We start from the raw sequence: 11,372 nt of genomic DNA, 5'->3' as shown, positions 1-11,372 counted from the left end.
AGCCGAGTTTTCAAGGTGCTGCGCCGTCCACTTGGTTTTCGAGACTGGCCTTTTAATTCTAACGTAAAGCCAACCTAGAACGGCGGGGTTTCAGACCCAAAATTTCCGATGAAAACTTTTCTGACTTTTCTTCAGCTATTTATGAATGTCTGAATGATGTCCATCTGAAACATAAAAAAGAACTGGATTCGTTGCTCACTCTACGATTTCAGAAGTTTAATAAATCTCAGATTATGAACGTCTAAAGTATATACAATATCTGCGATCGCCCTTAAAAAGGGGGACTTTGAATCCGGTTCCCCCCTTTTTAAGGGGGACTAGGGGGGATCAATCAATGCTATAATAACCACTATTTATCAGCAGGTAAGATAAGGGTGAATTTATTAGTCCATCGTTATCAAATTGTGCGATCGCTTGCTTCTGGTGCATTTGGTGAAACTTTTCTAGCTAAAGATACCCAATTACCAGATCATCCTTGGTGTGTTGTCAAGCAACTTAAACCCCAATCTGATCCCCAATCTTGGCAAATAGCAATGCGTTTATTTGATACAGAAGCAAGAAGTCTTTATCAATTGGGAAAACACGCTCAAATCCCCCAATTATTTGCCCATTTTTCTGAAAATAATCAATTTTATCTCGTTCAAGAATATATTGAGGGACATCCTTTAGGTGAGGAAACTATACTAGGGAAACAATGGGAAGAAATAGCAGTAATTGAATTTTTAGAAGATGTATTATCAACTTTAGCTTTTGTACATCAGCATAACGTTATTCATCGGGATATTAAACCTGATAACTTAATTAGACGCAAACGAGATAATAAAATTATTTTAATTGATTTTGGTGCGGTAAAACAGATTATTAATTTAAGTAATCCTCAAAACCAACCTAAGACAATTGGAATAGGAACACCAGGATATATGTCAAATGAACAAAATCTAGGAAAACCTACCTTTAGCAGTGATATTTATTCTGTGGGAATGATTGCTATTCAGATGTTAACGGGATATTATCCTACCCAATTAGTTGATAGTCAAACAGGAGAAATACATTGGCAAAATAAAGTCAAAACAACACCTAAATTTACTGATATTTTAGTTAAAATGAGTCATCCAGATTTTCAACAACGCTATCCCTCAGCTACAGAAGCTTTGCAAGCAATTCAAGGTTTACAGGGAGTCTCCCCTACCATTGCGCCAACAGTTTCTATGTCTCATTCTTCATCTATACAAAATAAAGGGGGTAAAATTGCCGTTATTCCCCTAATTTTAATGTTACTTTTAGGAGGAGTAATTGGTATTGGGGTGATCAATTTATCTGAGAGACAACAAAACAATGAGACACAACATCAACCTGCTTTTTAAGCTATAAAGGTAATAGGAACAAGTTTAACAGGAGTAAGTAAGATTTATGAAGCGTCAGACTTCGGGAATAGCAGTCTCACTTTTATTTGGTTTGCTAATGCTGACATCAGGATGTCAAGGAAATTCTAATGCTGCAACAAAATCTAAGTTTTTTTGTGGAAATGCTCAATATTTAGGTAAAAATGTGCCAGCTACTATTGTCCATAATCCAAATTCAGACAGAGATTTTACTATAATTATTTGGAAACCAGATAATTATTATTTTGGTAATCAATGGAATCCTCGAAAACGATGTGATCAAGTTTCTAGACGATTCCAAGATATTTATGATCGGGATGGACTACAGTATGTCACAGCTACGGTAGCAAGTTGGATTAATGATCGAGAAGTTCCCGTTGTTTGTGGAGTAAAATCCAAAAGTGCTACTTGTGATCAAGATGATTTACTCTTTACTTTGGAAACTAAGGATGAGCCTTATGCAGTATTAGATGATCTTATGGAAATTCGTCAAGAACCTGATAACAATACACCCTTAACTAGAGGAGTAAATGGTTCTAAAAATTTAAGTAAAAAGCAGCAAGTTTTTTATGATTTATCTGAGGTTTTGAAAGTAGAAAAATCCCCAACACAGCAATCTAATCCAAACAATGGTGCAGCGTTTTAGACTCAAAATATACCTTTGTTTACGGGATTAGGAGTGTTTTGGGTTTTGCTTCTCCATTTTTCTGCTATAATTGTGGCATAATCGCTCATTTCTCTGAGTTTATTTTCTCCTTGCTGAGCGATTTTTAAGATTTCTGCTAATTCCTGTTCAGTAAACGGTTTTGAAGTCATCGTTAATTCTCCAATCGGATTCTAATTCCATTGACTACTATTTTAGCTTCTAAAACTCGACCTAACTGCTCTGAGAAATCCTCCCCTGCTTCTTGAATATCTTCATAAGATAACTCATCCTCCATAGTAATATACTGGACAGTTGCTTGCATCCGCCGTCTAGTGTTGTCAGCAAATAATAAATAATTGTTAAGTATAGCAAATATTTGAATAGATATGATATTGTCGGGAAAGAATTTCATCCTTTCCCTAATCAGTTCAATCCCATTATTATCCTCCAATGCTTATCTGAATTGCCATGAAACCGCAATTATTGAAACTTTGCCTAATTTTATCCCTATTTCCCCTAATTTTCTCCCTCGTATCCTGTCAAAACCAGCAAACTCAAGATCGTGGAATTACTATTACCACAAATCAGTCACAAAGTCAACAAAAACAACGACGCACAGCCTTAGTCATTGGAAATGCGAGTTATCAGGATAATCCTCTCAAAAACTCGATTAATGATGCAGAAGCGATGGCGAATGCGCTTAAAGATGTTGGTTTTGACGTAATTTTGCTGGAAAATGCTGATTTAAAGCAGATTGAAAATGCTATTGACACATTTCACCACCAACTTAAGGCAGGAGGAGTGGGATTATTTTATTATGCGGGACATGGTACACAAGTGGATGGCGAAAATTATCTTATTCCGGTAAATGCGAAGCTGGATGTGGCAGAAGATGTGCGCTATGAGGCGATTCCGGTAGGAAAAGTCTTAGCTAGGATGGAAGATGCGGCAAATCAGATGAATATTGTCATTCTTGATGCTTGTCGCAATAATCCCTTTGCTCGAAAATGGCGCTCTAGTCAACGGGGTTTGGCTCCGATACAATCAGCTAGGGGTGCCTTGATTGCTTTTGCGACGGAACCAGGAGGGGTTGCTGCTGATGGAGAGGGAGAAAATGGGTTATATACTTCTTTTTTATTAAAGCATCTGAAAACACCGAATTTAGATGTGGAGTTGATGTTTAAACGGGTACGGGAGGATGTTGTACAAGCTACTCAAAATAAGCAAGTTCCTTGGGAGTCTTCCTCTTTGGTGGGGGATTTTTCTTTTAATCCTGTTACGGTAGCGCAATCATCTCAACCTAATTCTACCACTGCTGAAACCTATTTTAAGCAAGGGGAAGACTACCGTAATAATAATCAATATGATAAAGCGATTGCGGCATATACTAAGGCCATTGAAATTAATCCTCAATATGCCGAAGCTTACAAGAATCGAGGGATTGTTTACTCTGATTTAAAAGACTATGATAAAGCAATGGCAGATAACAATAAAGCCATTGAAATTAATCCTCAATATGCCGAAGCTTACAATAATCGAGGAGTTGTTTACCGTATTTTAAAAGACTATGATAAAGCCATTAAAGATTATAATAAAGCCATTGAAATTAATCCTCAATTATTTCCAGCTTACAATAATCGAGGAGTTGTTTACCGTATTTTAAAAGACTATGATAAAGCCATTAAAGATTATAATAAAGCCATTGAAATTAATCCTCAATATGATGATGCTTACAATGGTCGAGGGTATGTTTACTATAATTTAAAAGAATATGATAAAGCTATTAAAGATTTTAATAAACTCATTGAAATTAATCCTCAAAATCCTTATGCTTCTAATAACAAAAAGTTAGCGGAGGAAGCAAAAAGAAATCAATAACCATATCCTTGTTCCAAGACAGAGCCTTGGAATATGATATGATTAGTGCGATCGCTCTTATTTTTGTCTGGGGTTTCTCCAAACGCAATGTTTTAGATCTGGTACAAAAAGAAGATTAACACAAATTGTATAGTGCGATGCCGAAGGCACTGCGTAGCAGTACACCGATCTTGTCGGTTGGGTTGAGGCAACGAAACGCAACACTACCTTTTCCTATCTTTCACTTAATGGGACAACGCAAAGGCATCGGCATCGCCGCCGCCGAACCTCTCTATGTGGTAAAACTTGATCCCGTCTCCGGCCGTTCCCGTCAATGTTATTCCCCTAGAAAATAATCAAGTGAAACTGGTTTTTGATGAACCACAATTTAGTATCACCCCGGGCCAGGCAGCCGTGATTTATGAAGGGGAAATCGTTCTCGGTGGGGGGATTATCTCAGGAGTAACCCCTAATGGAGAGCCACCAATTCACAAAATAACCTGATTATGGTTCGGGGGTCATTCTGCCAATTAGGGACTCTCCCCGGCAGGTTTAGCTAAAAATTAACGACGGGGTACAGAAGCCTCGATGTTAATATTCATAGCGGAGACTCTTGGTACAGGATTGCCTTTGGCGCTACCGAGACCCCGGGCCATGGCCAAGAAGCTGGAAGGATCGCCAGCTTTGGGTTTTTGCTCTTGGGGAACATAGCGACGGACAGCATTCTGCCAAACGATTTGGGGGAAGCCCAAAATACCACGATAGTAGCCATCGTAGCGAGGCGAGGTGATGTTGAATGGACGTTCACCGATTTCGCGGCTGGCTAGGGTGCGACGACGTTGGTAGGGAACGGTATCATAACCAAAGCTTTGCAGATACTCGTCACTGTTGAGAAGTTGATCGACAAAACCTTGAATACCTTTGGTGGCAACGACAATCGACCAAGCAATTTTTTCTCTTTCGCTATAGACATCGCGACCGAGAACTCTTTGTACTACCTGTTCGACAAAGCGATAGTTGCTGTTTTTCTCGTAGAAGCTGTTATAGAAGGTTTTCGATAACAGTAAACCACGAATGAAATCCCGCACCGATAATTGTCCATTGCGTAATTGGGATTCGAGGAAGGGTTCCCGATCCCATTTGAAGGCATGGAAGAAAATCTGACGGTAAGCGGCTTCGATTAAATCGTCCAGGTCGCTAGGGGAGAGGACATTTTCCGTCGTGTAAACTCTCGGTTTTTCGTCTCCACCGACATCATAACCAGCTACCCGCACGTTTTGGGACTTGGGGGCGTAATTTAAAAGAGGAATGGCCAAGGGTAAACCTCCGTATCCTTAGAAATGCTTAAAAAACTTTCCTCCTAATGATAAGGGAGTAGGTGCCAACTAGAAAAGAAATATTAAAAATTCTTACAATTGTTAAGAAAACTTGCTTACCATCCGGGGAGTGGGGAGCGCCGGAGCAGGGAGAGGGGAGAAAAAAGCTGATGACTGATAACTGATAACTGATAACTGAATTTACCAGCCACTAATCGAATAGGATGATGGTTCGGGGGAATCACTAGAGACTGACTCCGATGACTGATTGCGGGATTCAGCACAAAAAGTGGCCGTATTAAAACCGCCAAAACGTTGAACTGTGCTAGTGCGGAGACGTAAATCGGCATCGGCAAACCAAAAACGCTCGATCGAGGTCATAGTTTCGTATTCTGTAATTAAGACTAAACCTTCCTGTTCATCAATGTGATAACGGCCCGCCACGGGAATGATTTCCGCATAACCTCGCTCCCGCAGGAGAACACCCGCTTGGGGATTATCTTCGTCGGGAATTAGCGCAAAAACGGTGGTTCCTTGATGATTTTCGTTTTCTTTGTCCCACTGCATCGAACCATCCCAACTGACAAAGGCACCCCCCACAGTCTTAGCGGGATCGACTTCGTGCATTTCACAGATAGCGATAATTTTCGGGTTATCGGCGCTTAAAGCTTCCACATAAATCTCGGAATCGCCGGTTTCTGAGCGTCGAAAGGGTAAATGATGGGTGGTGCGCTGAGATTTCCACTGTCCCGCACTTTTCTGAAAAAAGGTCATCCCGTCCATAGTTTTTATCCTCTATTTTTTCCATCTATTTTAACGCCATGGCCGTTTTCTGTAACCCTTGTCCTCCTCTCTCTCTCATTCATCCCCAAAATAATCATGATCAATTCTCTTGATTTCATAGATTTTTTGGGTCGATACACCTAAGTTATAATCAATCATCAATTGACTTAATTCTTCCCCATCAATCAGCACTATTTTTATCTCATTTCTGGGGGCATATTCTAAAGCTTCTTGGGTAAAATAGGAAGTAGTGATAAAAATACCTTTTTTGGCTCCTTGTCCCGCTAATGCTCCGACAAATTTCTGGATTTCTGGACGACCAACGGCATTATTATCAGCCCATCTTTTGGCTTGAATATAGATTATATCTAAACCGAGTCTATCTTCTTTTATTATCCCATCAATCCCTTGATCCCCGCTCTTACCTACCGCTTTACCAGCATCTCTAATCGAGCCACCATAACCCATTTTTACCAGTAATTCTACTACTAATTTTTCAAAAGCATCTGGGGATAATTTTCGCAGAATAAAAAGTAAGTCTGTCGCTAATGCTTGACGAATTTCTTGATAGGAGTTTTCTAGTAATTCCTCGGGATTTTGTTCTTGATCAGAAGTTGATAAATTGCTTTCAAGAGTAATAGTTTCATTTTGCTTATTGACTCTAGTAAATTCTTGAAACTCAGGAAATTGCCTGAGAAATTTGGTATCAATTCGAGTAGGATTTTGAGATAAGATTTCTTTTCCTTTCTCAGAAATTACAAAAGTTGCTCTTTGGGGTGAGTCAATTAATCCCGCTTTCTTTAAATAGGTTTTTGCCCAACCGACTCGATTAGCAAAAATTTCTTGTTGTCCACTGGGAAGCATTTCTTTTCTTTCCGCTTCCGTGACTTGAAACTCTCTGACCAAGGCTTCAATAATTTCTCGATATTTATAAACTTTGCCATCTGCAAGTATTTTTAATAGGGGCAACATAATCGATTGAAAATCGGGAATGGGCATAGTTCGGCTGAAAAGCGGGGGCAGTCATCACAATTATACAGCAACAATCTCCAAGAATTTAGATAGATAATAATACACCTGAAATTATTAAGAATGTCGAGAGGCATTCCTCAAGAATCTGAGAGAGAATCAATATTATGGGAATCTAATACTAAATCTTGTTTAAAAGGTATAGGAGATCGGGAAGTAGTGGAGCCTTTTTAGTAAACAGTAAACAGTGAACTAAAAACTCACATCTGATAACTGATAACTGATAACTGATGCAAAACTGACGGCTTGGCTCTTCTAGGTTCTGTGTGATAAGTTTAACTTACATAGGATCGATCTTTGTGTCCTTTGTGTCTTTGTGGTTCGCTCCACTCCCTCGCTAGGAGTAATGTATCTTAGAATACATTTTACCCACCAAACCTGGGAGAGCCACGGCTTTAAATATAACTTAACTCAGTAAAAAAGACCTATTCGGATGGACAAGAAAGCCTTTTTTCAGTGCTTCTCGTCCTAACAACATCCGAAAACCCATGACATCGCGATTAGTCAAGGTTAATTCGATCGGCCATTGACGACCGCCAAGTGATACACTTGTTCTGATAACGGGACGTAGTTGACTTTGACCCCCGGAATTTTTTACCCGTCGCCATTCGAGGATTTCTGCGGTAGTGGTGACAGTGTGGCGACTATCTTTTTGGTAGGGATGAACTTGAAAGCGCAGCCAATTGCGATCGCCATCTCGAAAAGGATGCAGATCAAAAGCGTGTAGGGCCGAGGAGCGAGCGCCTGTATCAATCTTGGCCTTTATTTTGGTAATGCCTAAATCAGGTAAATCCAGCCATTCTCGCCAACCGATGATGATTTTATCGGGTTTCATCGGTCTATTTAGTTTTTTCTTCTTCAATCTCCCGCTGCATTTGGGCGATTTCTTCGGGAGTCATCGCTTCCAGACGTTTTTTAAAGACGGCATCTTCGTAATCCTTGCGCTGTTGGCCGTAGGTCATATTATCGGTGGCGACTCGAAACAGATAGGTAAAAATCCAACCGATGACACCACCTACCAACACCGCTTGACTCCAAATTCCCGCCGAAGCACTATCTAAACCGGTTTTTTGTAGGACAATGTAGAGGATGCCGCCCATAGCAAACATCCCTATACCAATCCCGATGACATCAATGCGTCTCATGGGTTTTTTTTGGTTGATAACTTAAGCTTTTAGGGTACGACGTTGGGGACGGAAGTTAAGGAAAGGACTCAACAACAGCATCCCGGGGAAGAAAAAGCTCATCAGAAAGTACATAAACCCTCTTTCCCAAGAAGAAGCCACATACCAGCGTGTATTGAGGTAGTAGTAGATAACGGCGGGAATGACGAGCAAATACAAGACACTGAGAGATAGGTAGATCAGGGCGATGATAATGGTTTCTTGCGTCAGAATTGATTGCATAAGGATATATTTTTCTCAATAGCTGTCGGTGAACGGCAATTCACCTGCTGATTATTTTACCCCCTCTTTCCCCCTTTGTGGCGATCGAATTGGCGGGCTAAAATAATTTACTGAAAATACTCTTGCCAATTAAATTATTTATGATATGATAAAAAATTGTCGGTCAAATAACGGGGGCGTGGCGGAATGGTAGACGCTACGGACTTAAAATCCGTTGAGCCTTATAAGCTCGTGAGAGTTCGAGTCTCTCTGCCCCCATCAATCGAAGTCTATATTTAAACTGAGTGTTGGATATTCTAGTACAAATGTCCATGCCCTTAGTAAAAACTTTTTCAGCCAGCCCTATCTAAAATATCCAATAATTCTAGGGGATGATGAATGAGATGATCGGGGTTAAATTGAGTGAGAATTTGAGGGGAATTAAAGCCCCAAGCGACGGCCACCACTTGCACTTGACTTTTTTGGGCGGCAGTAATATCTCTGGTTTCATCGCCGACATAAATCATTTCATCGGGACAGAATTTATTTTGTCGGATCAGGCGATCAATAATTTTGTGTTTGCTGAATAAAGGCGTTCCCGAACAGATAAAATCAAATAAATTTAAGAGTTGATTATTATCTAAAAATATGGTGACATTTTCTTTGGTATTAGAAGTTATTATTCCTAATCTATAGCCTCTTTCTTTAAGAGTGGCGAGGCATTGATGCCAGCCATGGAAGGGTTTCAGACATTCAATTTGTTTATTTAATTCCCGTTTAACTCGATAGAGTAAAAAAGGGATTTTAACGGGGGAAACTTGGGATTGTTTAATAATTTCTTGGGAACTAAGGTTTTTTAGTCTGGCCAAATCTTCCTCGTTGACGGGTTGATAACCAAAATTTTTAGCCAAACGATTGACAATCTCCACGAAAGTATCGTGGGTATCGGCGATAGTACCATCAAAATCGAACACGACCACTTTAATTGTCATCTTGTGCGGGGTGAGGGGAATGAGCTAAATTAGCTTGGGCATTACGTCGCCACTGCTGGGGTTTGATTCGACGCAGGGCTGACGAGATAAAACGACGATCCCACTCCTCTATAGTTAGATTAGCTAATTCATCCAACCTTGGCGAGAGGTTTTCGGGACGAGGTTGAAAATCCTCCACGTCGGTAACTTGGGCAAAACGTTGATTCCAAGGACAGACATCTTGACAGATATCGCAGCCGGCTACCCAACCTTGTAAATTCTTGGCAATTTCTGTAGGCAAAGTTACAGCACGATTTTCGATAGTATGGTAGGCAATACAGCGATTAGCATCCACCACATAGGGACTAACTATTGCTTGGGTCGGACAAGCGCTTAAACAACGGCTACAGGTGCCACAATGGGAGCTATGGGGTCGATCGGGTTCTAAAGGTAAATTAGTTAATATTTCCCCTAAAAAGACCCAACTGCCGTAATTGCGGGTAATTAAGTTACCGTTCTTGGCAATCCAGCCGATCCCTGCTCTTTGCGCCCAAACTTTATCCTGTACTGGTCCAGTATCCACATAGTAACGGGTTTGAATTTGCTCTCCCTGACTTTCTAACCATTGACTGAGGGCTTTTAATTTTTTACTTAATACTTTGTGATAATCCCGTCCCCAAGCATAACGGGAAATTTTGCCATGGTTTTGCTCTTGACTGTGTTGTTGGGGAGTGTAGTAGTTAAGGGCGAGACCAATTAGCGATCGCACTTCCGGCCAAAGAGTTTTGATATCCTGTCGTTTCGGGTTAGTCATCCAATCCATATCAGCGTGATAACCCCGCTCTAACCAGCTTTTTAGATGGGATACCGCCGAGTCTTGGCTGTCCACAGAGGCAATACCGACTTTATGGAAGCCCAACTCTAGCGCTTTTTCTTTGATTTGTGTTTCTGTCACCATAGAAATATCTTAAGTCAAGTATTTGTAATAATTATTTGCAATTCTAAATTTTTTGTTACATGATGCGCGGGTAAAGAGATAAGGCAGTAAGCAAGTCTCTAAATCAAATGAACAATCACCTGTGAGGCTTATTATAAAAAGTCAGCAATCCGATTACTGGATCCTACGGTATTCTCAGTCTTAACACCAAACTAGGTTTCTGGCATCAATTAGCGGAAATGATCAAAGGTTCTCTTGGGTTTGCTGGGTAAAATGTATTCTAAGATACAGTCCTGCTGGCAAGCGCGTGGAACGAACCACAAAGACACAAAGGACACAAAGATTGATCTCTCCTATCTAAGTTAAACTTATCACACAAAGAATAAGAGAGCCGATCAAGGAAGGAACTGTGGTTCCCGTCCCCGCTAACTACAAAATGACTCGCGAGGCGAATCTCGTCCTCACCGCTCTGCAAAGACTGGACTTTAGCCAACAAATCACCGTTTTAGGTAATGCTGTAGTGGACATGGGTGTGATCCTCTTGCCTAGTTTTTCAACTCATCTCTATCTTTAATTTTGACCAAACAACTACCTTGATCCATAACTCCTAACCTCTCGGTTAGGGGTTGTTTTTGATCGAGAGCAGTTATCTTCATGGTGAGGTAGGAAGTCTCTGATTTTAGGGAACGTCGGAACTGCGGAACAGTAGCCGGTAGATATCCAGTCTCGTCATAGTTAGTAAAAGTATAGTCAAATATAGACAGACTGAATTCCATTTCAGAAATTCCCTTCACTTTTACTTCGAGAGATTGATTCTTCTTGGGTGAACTATGCACCTCTCTATCCCATAGCGGTTAAACACATTTGGGAATGCTTTTCGTAAAATATTGTAGGAACCCATGACATCAGATTGAACCAGAATCCCCTTATCTGTACAATATAACCATCGCGAAATTCTTTTTCCTGAAAACACTGGCTTTTCAGTTATCTGTCCATAAACGGGGAGAGGATCGTCATTCAAAAAATTAGAAGCTGAGGTATAGGATTCTTCTTGAAGAATCACAGA

Annotated in this window: 16 protein-coding genes, 1 tRNA gene and 3 pseudogenes; 8 read left to right on the top strand and 12 right to left on the bottom strand. The window is 40.5% G+C overall.

The features are described 5' to 3' along the window. Positions 1–110 precede the first annotated feature (110 nt). From LW728_RS21760 to LW728_RS21750, 3 genes and pseudogenes are all read left to right on the top strand, one after another. Positions 111–245, top strand: a pseudogene (locus LW728_RS21760) (IS630 family transposase); the annotation flags it as partial. Between the two features lie 129 nt (positions 246–374). Next, positions 375–1,364, top strand: a complete 990-nt coding sequence (locus LW728_RS21755; protein ID WP_147071738.1) for a serine/threonine-protein kinase — start codon at positions 375–377, stop codon at positions 1,362–1,364. 46 nt (positions 1,365–1,410) lie between these two features. Then, on the top strand, positions 1,411–2,028 hold the full coding sequence (locus LW728_RS21750) for a COP23 domain-containing protein (RefSeq protein WP_287768201.1): 618 nt from the start codon (positions 1,411–1,413) through the stop codon (positions 2,026–2,028). A gap of 2 nt (positions 2,029–2,030) precedes the next feature. On the opposite strand, the gene LW728_RS21745 is transcribed toward LW728_RS21750, so the two are convergent. Further along, entirely contained in the window at positions 2,031–2,198 is a 168-nt protein-coding gene (locus LW728_RS21745; RefSeq protein ID WP_287732933.1) for a hypothetical protein, read from the bottom strand. A 2-nt stretch (positions 2,199–2,200) separates the two neighbouring features. Next, entirely contained in the window at positions 2,201–2,350 is a 150-nt protein-coding gene (locus tag LW728_RS21740) for a hypothetical protein (RefSeq protein ID WP_155726598.1), read from the bottom strand. A 146-nt stretch (positions 2,351–2,496) separates the two neighbouring features. Between LW728_RS21740 and LW728_RS21735 the strand changes: the two genes are divergently transcribed. Beyond that, positions 2,497–3,906: a tetratricopeptide repeat protein gene (locus LW728_RS21735; protein WP_287768198.1), complete on the top strand. Its 1,410-nt coding sequence runs from the start codon at positions 2,497–2,499 to the stop codon at positions 3,904–3,906. Between the two features lie 221 nt (positions 3,907–4,127). Then, a pseudogene (locus LW728_RS21730) lies at positions 4,128–4,389 on the top strand (aminomethyltransferase beta-barrel domain-containing protein); the annotation flags it as partial. A gap of 59 nt (positions 4,390–4,448) precedes the next feature. On the opposite strand, the gene LW728_RS21725 reads toward LW728_RS21730, so the two are convergent. From LW728_RS21725 to ndhL, 6 genes are all read right to left on the bottom strand, one after another. Next, positions 4,449–5,201, bottom strand: coding sequence for a phycobilisome rod-core linker polypeptide (locus LW728_RS21725; RefSeq protein WP_045359953.1), 753 nt, complete (start codon positions 5,199–5,201; stop codon positions 4,449–4,451). Between the two features lie 201 nt (positions 5,202–5,402). Beyond that, positions 5,403–5,984, bottom strand: coding sequence for a phycobiliprotein lyase (locus LW728_RS21720; RefSeq protein WP_002781010.1), 582 nt, complete (start codon positions 5,982–5,984; stop codon positions 5,403–5,405). A 75-nt stretch (positions 5,985–6,059) separates the two neighbouring features. Then, positions 6,060–6,983 carry a restriction endonuclease gene (locus LW728_RS21715; protein WP_002803417.1) on the bottom strand — a complete coding sequence of 308 codons (924 nt, stop codon included), beginning with the start codon at positions 6,981–6,983 and terminating at the stop codon, positions 6,060–6,062. 436 nt (positions 6,984–7,419) lie between these two features. Beyond that, on the bottom strand, positions 7,420–7,848 hold the full coding sequence (locus LW728_RS21710; RefSeq protein ID WP_002751980.1) for an ATP-dependent zinc protease family protein: 429 nt from the start codon (positions 7,846–7,848) through the stop codon (positions 7,420–7,422). A 4-nt stretch (positions 7,849–7,852) separates the two neighbouring features. Then, a complete protein-coding gene (locus LW728_RS21705) occupies positions 7,853–8,158 on the bottom strand; it encodes a DUF3007 family protein (protein ID WP_002744428.1) in 306 nt (101 codons plus the stop codon). Positions 8,159–8,179: 21 nt separating this feature from the next. Continuing rightward, positions 8,180–8,419 (bottom strand): NAD(P)H-quinone oxidoreductase subunit L, encoded by a 240-nt coding sequence (ndhL, locus tag LW728_RS21700; RefSeq protein WP_002732218.1) that lies wholly within the window; start codon positions 8,417–8,419, stop codon positions 8,180–8,182. A gap of 172 nt (positions 8,420–8,591) precedes the next feature. Here ndhL and LW728_RS21695 point away from each other — a divergent pair. Next, positions 8,592–8,677 (top strand) — tRNA-Leu (locus tag LW728_RS21695). 74 nt (positions 8,678–8,751) lie between these two features. On the opposite strand, the gene LW728_RS21690 is transcribed toward LW728_RS21695, so the two are convergent. Further along, the gene (locus tag LW728_RS21690; RefSeq protein ID WP_002803420.1) at positions 8,752–9,390 is read right to left on the bottom strand and encodes an HAD-IA family hydrolase; all 639 of its coding nucleotides are present in this window, start codon (positions 9,388–9,390) and stop codon (positions 8,752–8,754) included. Beyond that, a complete protein-coding gene (gene queG / locus LW728_RS21685; RefSeq protein WP_287768196.1) occupies positions 9,380–10,327 on the bottom strand; it encodes a tRNA epoxyqueuosine(34) reductase QueG in 948 nt (315 codons plus the stop codon). The genes LW728_RS21690 and queG overlap by 11 nt, the downstream gene beginning before the upstream one ends. Before the next feature lie 152 nt (positions 10,328–10,479). Between queG and LW728_RS21680 the strand changes: the two genes are divergently transcribed. Together LW728_RS21680 and LW728_RS21675 are read left to right on the top strand one after the other, a co-directional pair. After that, positions 10,480–10,578 (top strand): hypothetical protein, encoded by a 99-nt coding sequence (locus tag LW728_RS21680; RefSeq protein ID WP_152607016.1) that lies wholly within the window; start codon positions 10,480–10,482, stop codon positions 10,576–10,578. Between the two features lie 137 nt (positions 10,579–10,715). Then, on the top strand, positions 10,716–10,880 hold the full coding sequence (locus LW728_RS21675; protein WP_002803423.1) for an orange carotenoid protein N-terminal domain-containing protein: 165 nt from the start codon (positions 10,716–10,718) through the stop codon (positions 10,878–10,880). On the opposite strand, the gene LW728_RS21670 is transcribed toward LW728_RS21675, so the two are convergent. Beyond that, positions 10,852–11,082, bottom strand: coding sequence for a hypothetical protein (locus LW728_RS21670; RefSeq protein ID WP_287670298.1), 231 nt, complete (start codon positions 11,080–11,082; stop codon positions 10,852–10,854). The genes LW728_RS21675 and LW728_RS21670 overlap by 29 nt on opposite strands. A 20-nt stretch (positions 11,083–11,102) precedes the next feature. Further along, a pseudogene (locus tag LW728_RS21665) lies at positions 11,103–11,372 on the bottom strand (RNA-guided endonuclease TnpB family protein); the annotation flags it as partial.

The organism is Microcystis sp. 49638_E5 (assembly GCF_021300285.1).
In the GTDB taxonomy this organism is placed as follows: Bacteria; Cyanobacteriota; Cyanobacteriia; order Cyanobacteriales; family Microcystaceae; genus Microcystis; species Microcystis aeruginosa_C.
This window is presented reverse-complemented; position numbering and strand designations above follow the sequence as displayed.